The following is a 17,188-nucleotide window of genomic DNA, read 5'->3' on the forward strand; positions in this document are numbered from 1 at the left end:
CCCGCAGCCGCGCGAGCGAGACCTCATGACGTCGAACTCCGACACAACCGGGCCCGGGTTCGGCACGACCCTCCCGGCGGAGGTCGACGTCGCGGTGATCGGGGCGGGCCACAACGGCCTCGTCGCGGCCTGCTATCTGGCGAAGGCCGGCCTGCGGGTGGCGGTCGTGGAGGCGGCGAACCTGCCGGGCGGGATGACGACGTCCGGCCCGTTCATCGCCGAGGCGCCCGGACACACGGTCAACACGTGCGCTGTCGACATCATCGCGCTCCTGCACTCGCAGATTCCGCGTGAGCTCTCGCTGCGGGAGCACGGGCTGCGCCTGGTCAAGCCCGATCCGAGCTACGTCTCGCTCCACCCGGACGGTTCGTCCCTCGCCCTGTGGCGTGACCCGCAGCGCACCGCCGAGGAGATCCGGGCCTTCTCGCGGCAGGACGCCGCCGCCTTCCTCGACTTCGTGAACCTGCTGGACCGGGTGATGGCCACGGCGGTTCCGGTCATGGGCGCCGACATGGCGCGGCCCTCGCCGTCGCTCGTCGTCGGTGTCGCCCGCGAGCTCGTCAGGAGCCGCAGGCGGATGTCCGACATCGTCGCCCTGCTCACGGGCAGCGCCAGCATGGCTGTGGACGAGCGATTCCAGCATCCGGTGGTGCGCGGGGCCCTGCTCAACCTCGCGGCGGGCGCCGGACCGGTGTCGGAACCCGGCAGCGGGCTCGGGTTCCTGCTGTTGGCACTGTTGACCAGGGTCGGTGTGGGCCGGCCTGTCGGCGGCATGCAGTCCCTCACGACGGCGCTGATCAACTGTCTGGAGAGCGCCGGAGGAACCGTCACCGTCGCCGCCCGAGTCGCCGAGATAACGCGTGCCGGGGACACCGTCCGCGGCATCCGGTTGACCGATGGTCGTACGTTGCGCGCTCGCGCCGTCGTGTCGTCGGTGGACCCGTGGACCACGCTGCGCGAACTGGTCGACGGTGACGTGATCAGCCAGTCCACCGCCGCCCGTCTCGACCATGCCAGCGCCAACCGGATCGGCTCCGGGGTGTTCAAGATCGACATGGCTCTCTCGGAGCAGATCGAGGTCACCGGCCATATCCGCGCCGACGGGGTCGACCTTCGCAGGCCCACCCTGCTTCTCGGCACGGCGGAGTCGGTGGTCGATTCCTACGCGGCCGCCAGCCGCGGTGAACTGCCGGCCGACCCGGCGCTCTGGGTCGCCGCGCCGTCGGGGGAGGACCCGACCCAGGCGCCCCCGGGCCAGGAGACGCTCTACCTCTACGCCCTCGCCGTCCCGGTGCACCCCCGCAGTGGCTGGGAGGCCATCCGGCAGTCGGCCGTTGACTCCGTCCTGACCAAGACGGGCAAATACGTCCAGCCGCTGGAGCAGGCCGAGATCGGACGCCTCGTCGAGTCACCGGAGGACATCGCGGCCCGCCTGCACGTCCGCAACGGCTGTATCACGCATCTCGACATGGGTTTCATGAATTCGGGACCGTTGCGCCCGGCGGTGGGGCTCGGGCTTGGCAGGACCCCGCTCGGTGGTCTCTTCCTCGGCGGGTCCGGTACTCACCCCGGCGGTGGAGTGAGCGGCCTGCCCGGCCGGACGGCCGCCCACCGGGCCGCCCGCTACCTCAGGAAGAACGGCTAGAGAGGTTCTGGTCCTGGGTGTGATCCGGCCGGGCGGGGCGCCGATCCACGTCATCCTGGACGACCTGTCCGGCCGCCAGGGCGTCACGATCCTGATCGGAAGCGGAGTGTCGGTAGCGGAGTGTCAGTGTTTCTCGCTGTCGGGCGTCACCCGTCGGCGAGGCGTTGGATGGTGGCGCCCAGCCAGGCCTGGAGATCGGCGGGGTCGCCGAGTTCGGAACGCAGGACCCGGCGGCGGGTCGAGACGCCGAGTACGAAGGCGTCGATCGCCGCGGCTCGGCTGTGGGCGTCCGCGTCGTCCAGGCCGGTGTCGCGCAGGTAGCGGTGCATCGGCTCCAGCGAGTGCGTGATGAGGTTGGGCGACACCCCGGCCGCGTCGGCCACGCCCCTGACCGTGATCGCCGCGTACCCGTACTGGGCGAACTAGCGTTGCGCGTGCTCCAGGTGTTGCGGTTCGAGCGCGTCCTGCCCCTTGCTCGCGGACCTGCACGTGGTGGTGCCCGCGCTGCCGGGCTTCCCGTTCGCGCCCCCGCTCACCAGTCCCGGTATGTCGGTCAACCGGATCGCCGGGATCGTCGCGGACGCCCTGGACGAGCTCGGTTACCCGCGGTACACGGTGTCCGGTGGCGACGTGGGTGGCACCGTCGCGGAACTCCTCGCGGCCGACCGCCCGGACCGGGTGGCCGCCCTGCACCTCACGAACATCGCCCCGCAGCGGGCGCTCACGGCGGACCCGGCGACGCTCCCGCCTGACGCGGCGGCCTACCTGCGCCGGTCGGCGCAGTGGTTCCGGACCGAGGGCGGGTACATCGCGGCGCAGTCGACGCGGCCGAACACCCTCGCCGTCGCCCTCGGCGACTCACCGGCCGGCCTCGCGGCGTGGATCATCGAGAAACTGGAATCCTGGTCCGACGACTCGGCCTTCACTCCGGACGAGCTTCTCACCTGGGTCACCGCCTACTGGGTCACCGGCACGATCGGCACCTCCTTCACCACCTACGTCGAACCGGCCGCCCTCCCCGACCGGATCGACACGCCGACCGTGCTCTCCGTGTTCCCACGCGACCTCAAACCGGAGCCGCGAAGCTACGCGCAGGCGTTCCTGAACGTCCGCGATTATGTGGAACACCCTGCCGGAGGCCACTTCGCAGCCTGGGAACAGCCCGAGGCCTACGCCGACGACGTCCACCGCGCAGTCAAACTGGGCGGCTGAAACGGAGCATGCGGATGCTCCACCGCCACGCCCCGGTGGATCGCCGCCGCGCAGTGGCCGCGGTCACCTGCGTGGGGTGCCGCTGCGGTCTCGTGCCCGGGCCGCCAGGTCGCGGCAGACGACGGCGAGGTCGAGGCCGGCGGCGTGCAGGCCCATCGGCCAGGTGCTCGTGTCGGTCATGCCGGGGGCCACGTTGACCTCCAGGAACTGCGCGACGCCGGCCGCGTCGACGATCATGTCGGTGCGGGACAGGTCGCGCAGGCCCAGCACGCGGTGCGCGGTCACGGCGGTCGCGGCGGCGGCGCGCAGCACCGCGTCGTCGAGGCGCGCCGGGGTGAAGAACGCGGTGGCACCCGCGGTGTAACGGGCGGCGTAGTCGTACACCCCCGCGGCCGGCTCGATCTCGACGGCCGGCAACGCGACCGGCCCGTCGCCGACCTCGACGACGCCGACGGTGATCTCGACGCCGCTGACGGCCCGTTCGATCAGGGCCGAGTCGTGATAGCCGAAGCAGCTCATCAGCGCCTCGGCGAGCCCGCCGGCGTCGTCGACCCGGCTGACCCCGAACGCCGACCCGCCCGCGCGGGGCTTCACCACGACCGGCAGCCCGAGCCGGGCCACGATCCGCTCGATCAGCGCGGCGGCGCCCAGGTCGTGGAACGCCTCGCGGGGCAACGTCACCGCCGCCGGCGTCGCCACCCCGGCGGCGCCGACGGCCGCCTTCGCCGTCGCCTTGTCGAACGCCACCCGGCAGGCCGGCGGCGCGGCGCCCACGTAGGGCAGGTCGTAGAGGTCCAGGACCTCCCGGATCGTGCCGTCCTCACCCGACGTCCCGTGCAGCACGGGGAACACCACGTCGGGCGGGTCGGCGGCCAGCGCGGGCAGCGTCGCGGCATCGACGTCGGCCAGCTCGGCCTCGACCCCGATGCGGGTCAGCGCGTCGCGCAGCCTCCCGCCCGATCGCAGCGACACCTCCCGCTCGGGCGACAGCCCCCCGGCGAGGATCAGCACACGGCCCAGATCGGTCAACGTCGCGTCCTTCACAGTGTCGGGCGGATCAGTGTCGGGCGGATCGGGGACGGGTGGATCAGGGACGGTCGGATCATGGGCGGGCGGCGAAGGTGTCGCGGAGGTCCAGCTCGTCCCGCACGACCCGGCCCAGCCGGCCGACCCCGTCGCGGATGCGCTCGGGTGGTGGGTAGCAGAACGACAGCCGCATGCTGCTGCCACCCGACCCGTCGGCGTAGAACCCGGCCCCGGGGACGTAGGCGACCCGGGCGGCGATCGCCCGCGGCAGCATCGCCCTGGTGTCCACCCCGCCCGGCAGCGTCACCCAGACGAAGAACCCGCCGTCCGGCCGGGTCCAGGTCGCGCCGGCGGGCATCGACTCGGCCAGGGCGTCGAGCATCGCGTCGCGACGCTCCCGGTACATCTCCCGGAACACCTTCACCTGTTCCGCCCACGGCTGGGTCGCCAGATAACGTTCGACCACCAGCTGGGTGAACATCGACTGGGACAGGATCGCCGACTCCGCGGCCAGCACGAGCCGGGCCGTCACCGGCGCCGGGGCCAGCGCCCACCCGACCCGCAGGCCCGGCGCCAGCGTCTTCGAGAACGACCCCAGGTACACCACGTCGTCGGGGGCGTCGGCGCGCATCGCCCGCACCGGCTCACCCGTGAACGACAGCAGCCCGTACGGGTTGTCCTCGACGACCAGCACCCCGGCACGCCGGCAGATCTCCAGCACCTCGGCCCGCCGCGGCGGCGTCAGGGTGATCCCGCCGGGATTCTGGAAGGTCGGGACCGTGTAGAGCAGCTTCACCCGGGCGCCCTCGGCGGCGAGGCGCTCCAGCGTCTGCGCGAGCGCGCTCGGCGACAGGCCGTCGCCGTCCATCGGCACGTGCACGATCCGCGCCTGGTAGGCCGCGAACGTGTTGATCGCCGTGACGTAGGTGGGCCCCTCGGTGACGACGACGTCGCCGGGATCGACGAACACGCGGGTGAGCAGGTCCAGCGCCTGCTGCGAACCCGCGGTCACGACCACGTTGTCGGGATGGGCGTCGGTGATGCCCTCCATCGCCATGACGTCGCAGATCCGTGCCCGCAGACCCGGATCGCCCTGCGCCGAGCCGTACTGCAGCGCCACCGCCCCCCGGCTCAGCACCAGCTCCGACACGGTCGCGGCGACCGTCTCCAGCGGCAGCGCGTCGACCGCCGGCATGCCCCCGGCGAGCGACACGATCTCGGGCCGGGAGGCGACCGCGAACAGCGCCCGAACCTCGCTCGCGATCATCCCCTGGGCACGCTGCGCGTACCGATCCCGTCACCGATCCAGAGTCACGCCCGCGACACTACCGTTGCATGAGAGCGCCAAATAGCTGGCGGTCATGCCGCCTCACCTTGCGGGGAGGCACTCCCGGTCTGATCGGCCGTGGCCGTGCCGGGTTCCCGTTTCGCAGCCACCTGCCCGCTCGCGCGGGTCTTACGGTCGGCTCCACGGGCGTTTCGCGTCTCCGACGTACTGGCGGCGACGAGGTTACGCAGATTGACCGCGGCGTTGAGGTCGCGGTCGGCTACCAGTCCGCAGGACGGGCAGGTGAACATGCGATCCGACAGGGGGAGGCTTGGGTTTCGCCAGCCACAGCCGGAACAGGTCTTCGACGACGGGTACCAGCGGTCCGCGATGATCAGAGTCGACCCGTACCAGGCCGTCTTGTAGGCGAGCTGGCGGCGGACCTCGGCCATCCCCGTATCGGACACCGCGCGGGCGAGCCGCCGGTTACGGACCATCCCGGCGACGTGCAGGTCCTCGACCACCACAACCTCGTGGCTCTGTGCCAGCCGGGTGGTGAGCTTGTGCAGCCCGTCGCGGCGCTGGTGCGCGATCCGGCCGTGGATACGGGCGATCCGGGCCGCGTGCTTGCGGCGGCCGGCGCTGCCCGGTTTCGACCGGGCGTAGGCGCGCGACGCGGTGCGCAGCCGGCGCAGCGACCCGGCGAGATGCTTCGGGTTCTCCACCGTCTCCCCGGTGGAGAACACCGCGAGGTGCTTCACGCCGAGGTCGACACCGACCGTGCCCCCCGTGCGCTGGCGGCGGGTCGGGCCGGCGGGCACGGCGAGTTCGACCTCGACGGTGAACGACACGAACCAGCGGCACGCCGTGCGGGACACGGTTGCACCGAGCAGCCGTGCCCGCCCGTCGGCCAGCCGGTCGGTGAGCGTGTCCATCGGATCGTGGACCTTCACCCGGCCGATCCGCGGCAGCTTCACATGCCTGTCGTCGGCGGGGCCGTAGGCCCCGGTGGTGTACCGGAAGCTATCGCGGGCCTTCCCGCGCTTCTTGAACCGAGGAAAACCGACCTGGCGGCCCTTCCGCTTCCCTTTCCGGGAGTCGGTGAAGTTCTTCAGCCCACGGGCGAGCTGGTCGAGCCCGGCGGAGAATGCTTCCTTCGAGCACTCCGCTTGGCGGCAGCATCGGCTCCTGGCTCGGCATCAGGGCCTACAACGCCCTGGGATGGAACGCGGTGTGCCCCCTCGTCGCAGTGCTCGCAGGTCTCGCCCTGACCCGTCACCTGCCTTCGTTGCGCAGCCGGACGGCATTGTCCGGTCGGGCGGCATCCGCTGAGAAGCTGTTTGGGATCTTGATGTTTGTGTGCTGAGTGTGGTCGCCTGGGTCGAGGTCGACGTGGTGGTGCGGTCGGTGGTGGACGGTCTGGTGATGGTTCGGTCTGACCCGTATCCCTCTGATCTGTCCGACGCGGAGTGGGCGTTGGTGGAGCCGTTGCTGCCGCCGGTGTCGAAGGATGGGCGGAAGGAGGCGCATCCTCGCCGGGAGATCGTGAACGCGATTCTGTATGTGACGCACGCGGGGTGTAGCTGGCGGTCGTTGCCGCGGGACTTCCCGCCGTGGGAGACGGTCTACGGCTTCTTCGCCCGCTGGCATGACAAGGGCGTGATCGCGAGGGTTCATGATGCGTTGCGGGACACCTCCCGTGAGCTCGAGGGCAGGGATCGGCAGCCGACGGCGGGGGTGATCGACCCGCAGTCGGTGAAGGGCGCCCAGACGGTGGATGCGGCGACCCGCGGCTACGACGCGGGCAAGAAGGTGAACGGTCGTAAGCGGTTCCTCATCACGGACACCCTCGGGCTGCTGCTCAGCGTGCTCGTGTTGCCAGCCAGTGTCCAGGACCGCGACGGCGGCAGACGAATCATGGTGGATCACTACTTCGATCACTGGCAGTGCCGTCATTTGTTCGCGGACGGTGGATTCGCCGGACGTTTCGTCGACTGGGCCGGTGAGGTCATGAAGACCAGCGTCGACATCGTCCGGAAGAACCCCGGGCAGCGCGGTTTCGAGGCTCTCCCGAAACGTTGGGTCGTGGAACGAACCTTCTCGTGGATCACCGCGCACCGCCGGCTCGCGCGCATCTCCTTCACCCGACCCGACGTCGTCGCGCAGTCCGGGCAGCGGGCCACCGTCCCCGCCGCCGCGGCCACGTGCACCGTCGACGAACCGTCCGCCTCCCGCTCCACCAACTCGACCTCGAAACCCGCCAGGCCCAGCAACCCGGCGCCCGTCTCCTGACGATCATTTTCCTAGACAAGAAACGATCTTTACAGGCAGGCGGGTGCGTCCCTTTCCGCACCCCTCGACGGTAACGCTCCGTTACCCATCGCAATCACGGGCCGTCAGCGACCAAACACGGTCTCCAGTCGCCTGCGAAGAGCCGGTAATGATGCGCCGCGGCCGATCACCATGCCGGAAGCTCGCGGACGTCTCCCGGCGAGAGATGTCCGCGTGTCGCGACCCGGACAGAAGCTGGACAGACAAATTCGTCCCTATGCACACTCGCTCGGCAGCGGACTTAGTTCGGTGCACCGTTCGACCTTGACCCACGCGGTAGGGGGCTTGGACATGGCTTTGTTCAGGGGGCAGCGCCGGCACGCGCTGATCGGGCTCCTTCTCCTCACGGCATTCCTGGCGCTGGCGCTGCCCGTGGCGCCGGCCCGGGCGGCCGCGCCTGCGGCGCCCGGCAGCGCGACGGCCACCGGCACGTCCGGAAGCACGATCACGGTCGGCATCAAGGAGCTCGACCCGTTCGTCGGCAAGGACGGTGCCGGCCAGAACTCCGGATTCAGCATCGACCTGTGGAACGACATCGCCCGGCGCAACGGCTGGAACACGAAGTTCGTCTGGTACGACAGCGTGCAGCATCTCGTCGACGCGGCCAGGGACAACAAGATCGACGCAGCGATCTCCGGGATTTCGATCACTGCCGACCGGGAGGCGGAAGTCGATTTCTCCTACCCGATGTTCGATGCCGGGCTGCAGATCCTCACCAACGACACCCCCGCCGGGCTCGATGTCTCCCACCAGCTTTCGAACTTCCTCTCCCCCGCCACCGGACGCTATCTCGTGGCGCTGCTGTTCATGCTGGTCCTCGCCGGTGCCATCACCTCGGCCGTGACCAGGAGCAGCAGCAGACAACGCTGGCACCGGCGGATGGGTGACGGGATGTTCCGGGCTGCCGCCATCGGCCTCGCCGGCGACCTGGGCAGTCCGCAGCGGCCGGTCGTAAAAATCGTCACGCTGGCCTGGCTCATCGCCGGGCTCGTGTTCGTCTCCCTGTTCACCGCGTCCATCACGACCCAGCTCACCGTGAAATCCATCCGGACGGGCATCACCGGGGTCTCCGACCTGCCCGGAAAGCGGGTGGTGACCGTCCGCGGCTCCACCGCCGAGAGCTACCTGCGCCGCCACGACATCTCGCCCCGCACCGTGGCGTCGATCGACGCCGCCTACCCGTTGCTGCGAAACAGCGACGCGGACGCCATCGTCTACGATTCACCCGTCCTGCAGCACCACATTGACGTCGCGGCCGGGCAGAAAGAGACCCTCGCGGCGGCGGTCTTCGACCCGGAGGAGTACGGCATCGCCTTCCCCACCGGCAGCACCCTGCGAAAGAAGGTCAATGCCGCCATCCTGCAGATGCACGCTGACGACACCTACAACGAACTCCGCGACCGCTATTTCGACAGCCATTCCTGACACCTCTGAGAAGCTGTTTTAGATCTTGTTCCGGCTACCCTCTGTAGTTGATGGTGTGGTCTGGCCGCTGTGCGCGAGCTGGCGCGGAAGACGCCTCACCATGGTTCGGATCATGGCGAGGCGGATGAAGGTCTCGGAGGTGGCGGGTTTTCTTTCATAGTCGCGCGCGAGCCGGCGGTGCGCGGTGATCCACGAGAAGGTTCGTTCCACGACCCAACGTTTCGGGAGAGCCTCGAAACCGCGCTGCCCGGGGTTCTTCCGGACGATGTCGACGCTGGTCTTCATGACCTCACCGGCCCAGTCGACGAAACGTCCGGCGAATCCACCGTCCGCGAACAAATGACGGCACTGCCAGTGATCGAAGTAGTGATCCACCATGATTCGTCTGCCGCCGTCGCGGTCCTGGACACTGGCTGGCAACACGAGCACGCTGAGCAGCAGCCCGAGGGTGTCCGTGATGAGGAACCGCTTACGACCGTTCACCTTCTTGCCCGCGTCGTAGCCGCGGGTCGCCGCATCCACCGTCTGGGCGCCCTTCACCGACTGCGGGTCGATCACCCCCGCCGTCGGCTGCCGATCCCTGCCCTCGAGCTCACGGGAGGTGTCCCGCAACGCATCATGAACCCTCGCGATCACGCCCTTGTCATGCCAGCGGGCGAAGAAGCCGTAGACCGTCTCCCACGGCGGGAAGTCCCGCGGCAACGACCGCCAGCTACACCCCGCGTGCGTCACATACAGAATCGGGTTCACGATCTCCCGGCGAGGATGCGCCTCCTTCCGCCCATCCTTCGACACCGGCGGCAGCAACGGCTCCACCAACGCCCACTCCGCGTCGGACAGATCAGAGGGATACGGGTCAGACCGAACCATCACCAGACCGTCCACCACCGACCGCACCACCACGTCGACCTCGACCCAGGCGACCACACTCAGCACACAAACATCAAGATCCCAGACAGCTTCTGAGACGCTGCTACCAGCCGAGAGGGGATGACGACCGAGACGCTGGGCCGTCGCCCGGTACTTCGGCGAGTTCACCCTGGCCGGATGGGTGGCCTCACCACGGATCGATGGGCGACGCTCATCAAACGGGTGGGACCGTCGCTTGTCGCCGACGGCCTGCTGGGAGAGGAGGAGCTCACCGGCTTCTTCGCACTGTTGGACGATCCCGCGTTCCTCGACATACCGCAGGTCGCGATTAGTGTCTGGGCCCAGCGGAGGTGACTGCTCGACCTTCTTGCGGACAAGAGGTCTCCCCATGACGGGTGCCTCGATGACGTCGAGAGCAGCAGCGCGGGTCTGGTCGTAGGTGGCGAAGCTGGTGCGGTCGAGGAGTTCGCATCTACGAAACGCACCGCATCCAGCCCCGAGGCACCCGAGGTCCGCCGCGATACGCGCCTCAGCCGGGCGGGTCTTCGAGGAGCTGGAGTGCGGCGTGGGCGGTTCGGGGGTCGAGACGTCCGGAGGCGGCCAGCCGGCGTAGGCGCAGGGCGGTGCGGGGTTCCTCCGCGGCCAGGCGGCGGAGGAAGGGGGTGGCGTCGCGGAGCCTGCCGGCCCGGGTGAGTGCGAGCGCGGCGGCGCCCACGGCGGTCAGGTCGTCGGGCGTGATCGCCAGCGCGGCCTCGATGTGGGCCAGGTCCTCGTAGCGGCCGTCGGGGTTCATGGCGTGCAGGAGATGCTGGAAGGACCGGTGGAGGTCCCACAGCCTGCGCAACTCGCCGATCGGGTCGCGGGCGTCGTCGACGCGCAGGTCGACCTCGCCGCCGACCGGTCGCCCGCTGCGCGTCTCACCCGACGACGTGGCCGGGTCGACGACCCGCAGCGCGGCGGACTGACGGCCGCGCAGATCGCCGCCCATCGCGTCCGCCGCCGCCAGGGCGGCGACCAGCCGCGCGGGAAACGGCAAGCCGTCCGATCTCGGGATTACGCTCCCCGATCGAGACCGTCACCCGTACGACCCTGACGGTCGACGCCGCTATCCCTCCTCCGTCCCTCCGCTATCCCTGTGCGGGGTCGTCGACCTGGTCCGAGATATATCCGAGATATATGCTCGACTCGCGAGTCGAGAAAAAGTTGCCGGGCGGCTGGGGGTCAGGATGGCTCGGATCAATCACGACACCGTCGAGCTGTGGCAGGGGTGGCAGCGGCGGGAGCTGCGCGTCGACCGTTGCAAGGACTGCGACACCTGGGTCTTCCCGCCGCGGCCGTTCTGTCCCGGCTGCTGGTCGGACGTCCTGGTCGGGACCGCGCTCGCCGGGGCGGGACGGCTGGTGTCGTACTCCCTGCCCCGCGTCGCGCCCGGGTCGCCGCCGGTGGTCAGCGGGGTCGTGGCGCTGACGGAGGCGCCGGGCGTCCGGCTGCTGGCCCGCATCGTGGGGATCGAGCCGGAGCGGATCACGCTCGGGATGTCGCTGGCGCTCGGCTGGTGGGAGGACGCCGGCGGCGTGTATCCGCAGTTCGGGCCAGTCGGTGGCGCGGGAGAGGCGGGGGCATGAGCGGGCGGGAGCGGGCGGCGATCGTGGGGATCGGCTGGTCGGAGCTGGCGCGGGACAGCGGCGTGGGACCGGGCAGCCTCGTCGCCCGGGCCGCCCGCGCGGCCGTCCTCGACAGCGGGGTCGCGCGGGACGCGATCGACGGGGTCGTCGGCGTGTACGGCACGGACTCGCCGACGCTCTGGCCCGGGTACGTCGTCGACGCACTGGGACTGCCCGACGTCCGCTGGTGGGACACGGCGCAGCCGCCGTCGGTCACGGCGCTGTCGACGGCGGCGAACGCGGTGCTGACCGGAAACTGCGACTACGCGCTGTGCTACCACGGCAAGTACCGCTGGGCGAACACCTCGGTCGTCGGCCGCGGCGACCCGCTGCGGCAGGCCCCGGCGCACGAGTTCGACCCCGGCCTCGATCACGCGTTGGTGGAACACGGCGGTTCGATGCTGTGGGCCGCGCGGGTCATGCGGGAGCACATGGTGCGCCACGGCAGCACCCGGGAGGACTTCGCCCGGATCGCCGTCAACAACCGGACGAACGCCGCCCGCAACCCCCGGGCGGTGTTCCGCACTCCGATGACCGTCGAGGACTACCTCGCCGCCCCGATGATCGACGATCCGATGTGCCTGCTCGACATGGACGCGCCGATCGACGGCGCGCTCGCCGTCGTGGTCACCACCGAGCGCCGGGCCCGCGACCTGCCGCATCCGTCCGTCCTGGTCGAGGCGTTCGCCAGCGCCCTGCCGGAGCGCAACGACGGGCTGCTGTGGCCGGAGGCGGACGGGCTCGCCGCCCGCCGCGCCGTCGGCAACCTGTTCGCCCGCAGCGACCTGACCCCCGCCGACATCGATCTCGCCTACCCGTACGACGGGTTCTCGATCCTGGCCATGCTGTGGCTGGAGGCGCTGTACACCGGGCCGGGGGAGGGCCCGGCGCTGCTGCGCGAGTCGTGGTCCGACGATGAGCAGCGGCTGCGGCTGCACGGCCGGGTACCGGTATGTACGCACGGGGGCAACCTGAGCGAGGGCCGTGCCACGCAGGGGTTCGGCTCCGTGATCGAGGCGGTGCAGCAGTTGCGCGGCGACGCGGGAGAGCGCCAGGTCGACGCCGCCCGCACCGCCGTGATCACCGGAGGCATGGCCGGCACGAACCGCTCGACGATCCTCGTCACCGGCTGACCGGCTGACCGGCTGACCGGCCCAGCGGCCCAGCGGCGGCGCGGTCGGCCGCCGACCCGCCGCCCGCCGAGCCACCGCGCCGGCGGCTCGGGTCAGGTCGGGAGATGCCGGCTCGGGAGGGGGGCGCCGCCGCCGTCGACGACGAGTGTCTGGCCGGTGAGGTAGGACGCCGCGTCGGAGCACAGGAACAGCACGACGGTCGCGATCTCGTCGGCGCTGGCCCAGCGCCGCAGCGGGATGCCGGCCGCCGTCGCCCGGCGAAACCGCTGGTAGCCCTCCTCGCCGAGGGCCGCGATCAGCGGCTGCCAGATGTCGGTGTCGACGAAGCCGGGTGCGACGGCGTTGACCCGCACCCCCCGATCGCCCCAGGCGGTGGCCAGGTTCTGGGTCAGGGTGTTCAGCCCGCCCTTCGTCGCCGCGTAGACGGCCTGCTCGACGTCCCCGCCGTAGGCCGCCGCCGACGACATCGTGACCACGCATCCCCGCCGGCGCAGCAACGACGGCGCGAGCCACGAGGTCAACAGGATGACGTTGCGCAGGTTGAGGTTGAGCTGCAGGTCCAGGGGCTTCGCCGTGATGGCCTCCGGGGGCTGGTGCCAGCCGAGCCCGGCGTTGTTCACCAGGATGTCGACGTCCCCGAGCTCGTCGAGGGCCTGGTCGGCCACCCGCCGGACGTCGTCCTCGACGGTGAGGTCGGCGCTGATCGTGACGGGCTTGTTGGCGAGCCCGTCGGCGACGGCGGCCAGGCCCGCGCCGCCGCGGGCGACGACGGCGACCCGCGCGCCCGCGGCGTCGAGGGCACGCGCGCACGCCGCGCCGATGCCCCTGCTGGCGCCGGTGACCACGGCGGTGCGGCCGGACAGATCAAAGGTGAGACCGGGCATCGTGCGCTCCTGAGAATAGTCCGGGCGGGGGAGTCTGGGAGGCTGCGACGGGGTTGTCCGGCTCCGCGGAACACGAAGATCGCCTGGCTGGGGCTGGGGCTGGGGTTGGGATGTGGTGCGGTTCCGCGGAACACCATGATCCAGTATGGATCGGGGAGCCTGCGAGCTGGCTACGTCCAGCCTGCCGTGGCGCCCTGGATCATCGTGAACGGCCCGACGGGCCAGCGGAAGCAGTCGACCAGCAGTTGGTCGACGTCGCGTTCGGTGCTGACCCCCTCGGCGACGATCCGGCGCGCCTCGGCCACCGCCGCCCAGTACACCCGGTTGGCGACGTAGCCCCAGGCCATCGGGGCGTCGCGCACGACGACCGGGTTCTTGCCCAGCCCGTGGGCGAGCCGGGTCACCGTCGCGACGGCGTCCGGGTCGGTGTGCTCGGTCACGACGATCTCGGCGAAGCGCATGATCTGCGCGGGCGACGACCAGTGCCAGCCGAGGACCCGGGTGGGCCGGTCGGTCGCCGCGGCCAGCGCCCCGACCGGGAAGCCGCTGGAGTTGGTGGCGAGGACCGCGCCGGCGGCGGCGACCCGGTCGAGCTCGCGGAACACCCGGACCTTCAGGGCGAGGTCCTCCGGCACGGCCTCGATGACCACCGCCGCGCCGGCGACGGCCGACAGCTCGGACTCCCAGGAGATCCTCGCGGCGACCCGGTCGACGTCCGCGGCGGCCAGCTTCCCGCGCTCGACGGCGGCCCGCAGCCCGAAGCGGCCCTCGACGAGCTGGCGGCGGGCGCGCTCGCGGGCCGCGGCGCTGGTGTCGACGCAGACCACCGCGCCGCCGGCCACCGCTACCGCCTGCGCGATCCCCGTACCCATCACCCCCGCGCCGATCACCCCCACCGTCTCCACGGCTGCGGCGCTCATGCGGCGCTCGCCAGACGGGAGGTCAGCGCCGCGACCTCGGCGCCCGCCTCCGCCAGCGGTCCCTCGGCCGGCCCGGCCGCGGTGAGCGGCGGCCATGCCCGGCGGTCGGCGACGATCCACAGCTCCTTCGACCCGGCCGGGCCGGAGCGCGACGCCCCGTGCCAGGTGCCCTCCTGCTGGAGCCGGAAGCCGAGACGGCCGAGCTCGACCCCGCCGGCGCCCGGATCGTCGATGTGGCAGGAGCCCTCGACGACGAGGCGGACCAGGTCGGTGCCGAGCCGGAAGGCGGGCAGCGCGGCGGCGCCCGCCGGCCGGTCCCAGCACAGCAGGAGCACCCCGGACTCACGGTGTCCCAGCGCGACGGCGGCCAGGCGGCTGCCGTCGCCGAGCGTCGACCATCGGGTCGTGTCGGTGAAGCCGGCGTCGAAGTGGCTCGGGCGCAGGACGGCGCCGAAGCTGTTGGCGATGGCGTGCGGAACGTCGGCGTCGCGGGGGAGCATCGCCACCCCCTCCAGACTGACGTCGTCGGCGAGGGCGGTGTCGGCGAGCCGCTGGAGCTGCGCGTCGGTCAGGTAGGGCTTGAGCCCGCGCCGGTCGGCCATCAGCAGGAGCTGGTTGGTGCCTACCTCGTCGGTCCAGTATTCCGGGCCGTAGAAGGCGTCGGCCCGCTGGAGGCGGAACTCACCGTGGGCGTAGCTGGTGCCGCCCACCCGGATCGGCTCGCCCAGCGCCATCCGGAAGCTGTCGCTCTTGTGCAGGTGCACGGGGGCCTTGCGAGGGAAGATCCGGCCCTCGATGGACATCGCGACGACGGGGCCCGCATCGGGGTCACCCATCCGCAGGACGGCCCCGCTGAGCAGGCCGTCCTCGGGTAACGGGCGGCGGATGTCCCGGATGGCGCCGTCAACGTGGCCGTTGTGCCAGGTCGCGGATCCGAGGAGAGTGATCACGAGGGACCCCCTGGGGACGTGTGTTTACTCGACTCGTGGGTTGACATTAATACGGCGAGGCTCCTACGGTCTGCGGGTCGTCGCCGCGAGGATCGAGGAACCGACATGCCGATCAGCTCCATCGCCGATCTGATCCGTACCCATGGCGCCGAGCGCGGCGGCCAGCCCGCGCTCACCGCCGACGGGCACACCGTCACCTTCGCCCAGCTCGACGCCCGCTCGAACCAGGTCGCCCAGGCGCTGGCCGGCGAGGGGGTCGGCGCCGGTGACCGGGTCGCCTACCTCGACGCCAACGCCGCGCAGTACTACGAGCTGCTCTTCGGCGGGGCGAAGCTGGGGGCGGTGAGCGTCGCGGTGAGCTGGCGGCTGGCGCCGGTCGAGATCGCGGCGATCATCGCCGACGCGCAGGCCCGGGTCCTCGTCGTCGGCGCGGCGTTCGCGGCGACCGTCGAGGCGGTCGAGGCGGAGCTCCCCGGCGTCAAGAAGATCATCGTGGTCGGCGGTTCGACCCGTCACGAGGGCGATGACGAGGTCCGTCACCAGGTTGACCATCAGGACTACGACGAGTGGGTCGACGCCGCGCCCGCGATCGATCCCGGGCTGTGCGCGAAGCCCGACGACGTGCGGATCCAGCTCTACACCTCGGGCACCACCGGCCTGCCGAAGGGCGTGATGCTGACCGAGCACAACCTGCTGTCGCTGCTGCGGATGGCCGGGGAGACGCTCGACCTCGGGCCCGACAGCGTGAACCTGGTCGCCATGCCGCTGTTCCACATCTCCGGCAGCGGCTACTCGCTCAGCGGTTTCCACGCCGGCTGCCACACGGTGCTGCTGCGCGAGGCCCATCCCGACACGATCCTGCGGTCGGTGGTCGAGCACGGGGTGACGAACCTGTTCGCGGTGCCCGCCGTGCTGCGCACGATGCTCGGCGTGGCGGGCATCGCCGAGCTGGACCTGTCGTCGTTGCGCACGATCGCCTACGGGGCCTCGCCGATCTCGCTGGCCGTGCTGGTCCGGGCGATCGAGACGTTCCGTTGCGACTTCGTGCAGGTCTACGGGCTGAGCGAGACCGCGGGCACCGTCACCATGCTGACGCCGGAGGATCATCGCCGGGCCCTCGAGACCGCCGGGACGGGCGCGGGCGGGACGGCGGAGGTGGCCGGGGCGCTCGGGGCGCTCGGGGCGGACAAGGCGGTCGGGGCGGACAGGGAGGTCGCGACGGCGGGAGCGGCCGGGCGGTTACGCTCGGCGGGACGAGCGGTGCCCGGGGCCCGGGTACGCATCGTCCCGCCGCACACCGGGGCCGACGCCGAGCCCGGGGAGGTCGGTGAGATCTGGATCCACTCGCCGCAGAACACCCCCGGGTACTGGCACAACCCGCGCGAGACAGCGGCGCTGCTCGAGGACGGCTGGGTGCGCACCGGGGACGCCGGCTACCTCGACGAGGACGGTTACCTGTTCATCCACGACCGGGTCAAGGATATGATCATTACCGGGGCGGAGAACGTCTACCCGGCCGAGGTCGAGAACGTCCTGATGTCCCATCCCGACATCGCCGACGTCGCGGTGATCGGGGTGCCGAGCGAGCGCTGGGGCGAGACGGTGAAGGCCGTCGTCGTCGCCGAGGCGGGCCGGACCCCGACGACCGAGGACGTCGTGTCCTTCGCCCGTGCCCGGCTCGCCGCCTACAAGTGCCCGACGTCGATCGACCTGGTCGACGCGCTGCCCCGCAACGCGGCGGGGAAGGTCCTCAAGCGTGAGCTGCGCGACCCTTACTGGTCCGGACGCCTTCGGTCCGTAAGCTAGAGCTCGCCGACGGGCAATCTACCTGCTGGTCGGATGGTCGATATCGTCCGGGGCG

At 71.1% G+C, this 17,188-nt stretch carries 15 protein-coding genes and 1 pseudogene; 7 read left to right on the forward strand and 9 right to left on the reverse strand.

The features are described 5' to 3' along the window. Positions 1-25 precede the first annotated feature (25 nt). Entirely contained in the window at positions 26-1,645 is a 1,620-nt protein-coding gene (locus tag FRAAL_RS13410) for a phytoene desaturase family protein (protein ID WP_011604220.1), read from the forward strand. A 146-nt stretch (positions 1,646-1,791) separates the two neighbouring features. On the opposite strand, the gene FRAAL_RS13415 is transcribed toward FRAAL_RS13410, so the two are convergent. Beyond that, positions 1,792-2,043 (reverse strand): hypothetical protein, encoded by a 252-nt coding sequence (locus FRAAL_RS13415; protein ID WP_372667040.1) that lies wholly within the window; start codon positions 2,041-2,043, stop codon positions 1,792-1,794. A gap of 73 nt (positions 2,044-2,116) precedes the next feature. On the opposite strand from FRAAL_RS13415, the gene FRAAL_RS13420 reads away from it, so the two are divergent. Next, on the forward strand, positions 2,117-2,857 hold the full coding sequence (locus FRAAL_RS13420; RefSeq protein ID WP_011604222.1) for an alpha/beta fold hydrolase: 741 nt from the start codon (positions 2,117-2,119) through the stop codon (positions 2,855-2,857). Positions 2,858-2,920: 63 nt separating this feature from the next. Here the strand turns inward: FRAAL_RS13420 and FRAAL_RS13425 are convergent, their stop codons facing one another. The 3 genes and pseudogenes from FRAAL_RS13425 to tnpB form a co-directional block, all read right to left on the reverse strand. Beyond that, complete coding sequence (locus FRAAL_RS13425) at positions 2,921-3,886, reverse strand: D-alanine--D-alanine ligase family protein (RefSeq protein ID WP_011604223.1); 966 nt, start codon at positions 3,884-3,886, stop codon at positions 2,921-2,923. 73 nt (positions 3,887-3,959) lie between these two features. Next, entirely contained in the window at positions 3,960-5,150 is a 1,191-nt protein-coding gene (locus FRAAL_RS13430) for an aminotransferase-like domain-containing protein (protein WP_011604224.1), read from the reverse strand. A 92-nt stretch (positions 5,151-5,242) separates the two neighbouring features. Then, positions 5,243-6,316, reverse strand: a pseudogene (gene tnpB / locus FRAAL_RS13435) (IS607 family element RNA-guided endonuclease TnpB); the annotation flags it as partial. A gap of 193 nt (positions 6,317-6,509) precedes the next feature. On the opposite strand from tnpB, the gene FRAAL_RS13440 reads away from it, so the two are divergent. Both FRAAL_RS13440 and FRAAL_RS13445 read left to right on the forward strand, forming a co-directional pair. Next, positions 6,510-7,442, forward strand: a complete 933-nt coding sequence (locus FRAAL_RS13440; RefSeq protein WP_011604227.1) for an IS5-like element ISFal3A family transposase — start codon at positions 6,510-6,512, stop codon at positions 7,440-7,442. A gap of 213 nt (positions 7,443-7,655) precedes the next feature. Continuing rightward, positions 7,656-8,906: a transporter substrate-binding domain-containing protein gene (locus tag FRAAL_RS13445; protein ID WP_157892089.1), complete on the forward strand. Its 1,251-nt coding sequence runs from the start codon at positions 7,656-7,658 to the stop codon at positions 8,904-8,906. Positions 8,907-8,924: 18 nt separating this feature from the next. Here FRAAL_RS13445 and FRAAL_RS13450 read toward each other — a convergent pair whose 3' ends face one another. Then, positions 8,925-9,842, reverse strand: coding sequence for an IS5-like element ISFal3B family transposase (locus tag FRAAL_RS13450; protein ID WP_196249246.1), 918 nt, complete (start codon positions 9,840-9,842; stop codon positions 8,925-8,927). 463 nt (positions 9,843-10,305) lie between these two features. After that, complete coding sequence (locus tag FRAAL_RS13455; protein WP_041939278.1) at positions 10,306-10,812, reverse strand: DUF1028 domain-containing protein; 507 nt, start codon at positions 10,810-10,812, stop codon at positions 10,306-10,308. Positions 10,813-11,002: 190 nt separating this feature from the next. Here FRAAL_RS13455 and FRAAL_RS13460 point away from each other — a divergent pair, with 190 nt between their 5' ends. Both FRAAL_RS13460 and FRAAL_RS13465 read left to right on the forward strand, forming a co-directional pair. Further along, positions 11,003-11,401, forward strand: a complete 399-nt coding sequence (locus tag FRAAL_RS13460; RefSeq protein WP_011604231.1) for a Zn-ribbon domain-containing OB-fold protein — start codon at positions 11,003-11,005, stop codon at positions 11,399-11,401. Beyond that, positions 11,398-12,573, forward strand: a complete 1,176-nt coding sequence (locus tag FRAAL_RS13465; RefSeq protein WP_041939279.1) for a thiolase family protein — start codon at positions 11,398-11,400, stop codon at positions 12,571-12,573. The genes FRAAL_RS13460 and FRAAL_RS13465 overlap by 4 nt, the downstream gene beginning before the upstream one ends. Before the next feature lie 92 nt (positions 12,574-12,665). Here the strand turns inward: FRAAL_RS13465 and FRAAL_RS13470 are convergent, their stop codons facing one another. The 3 genes from FRAAL_RS13470 to FRAAL_RS13480 all read right to left on the reverse strand — a co-directional run bounded on the left by FRAAL_RS13470 (position 12,666) and on the right by FRAAL_RS13480 (position 15,327). Next, a complete protein-coding gene (locus tag FRAAL_RS13470; RefSeq protein ID WP_011604233.1) occupies positions 12,666-13,457 on the reverse strand; it encodes an SDR family NAD(P)-dependent oxidoreductase in 792 nt (263 codons plus the stop codon). A gap of 170 nt (positions 13,458-13,627) precedes the next feature. Next, positions 13,628-14,377 carry a 3-hydroxyacyl-CoA dehydrogenase family protein gene (locus tag FRAAL_RS13475; RefSeq protein ID WP_041939280.1) on the reverse strand — a complete coding sequence of 250 codons (750 nt, stop codon included), beginning with the start codon at positions 14,375-14,377 and terminating at the stop codon, positions 13,628-13,630. Beyond that, positions 14,374-15,327, reverse strand: a complete 954-nt coding sequence (locus tag FRAAL_RS13480) for a hypothetical protein (protein ID WP_011604235.1) — start codon at positions 15,325-15,327, stop codon at positions 14,374-14,376. The genes FRAAL_RS13475 and FRAAL_RS13480 overlap by 4 nt, the downstream gene beginning before the upstream one ends. Positions 15,328-15,432: 105 nt before the next feature. On the opposite strand from FRAAL_RS13480, the gene FRAAL_RS13485 reads away from it, so the two are divergent. After that, a complete protein-coding gene (locus tag FRAAL_RS13485) occupies positions 15,433-17,133 on the forward strand; it encodes a long-chain-fatty-acid--CoA ligase (protein WP_011604236.1) in 1,701 nt (566 codons plus the stop codon). Positions 17,134-17,188 lie beyond the last annotated feature (55 nt).

This window comes from Frankia alni ACN14a (assembly GCF_000058485.1).
Lineage (GTDB): Bacteria > Actinomycetota > Actinomycetes > Frankiales > Frankiaceae > Frankia > Frankia alni.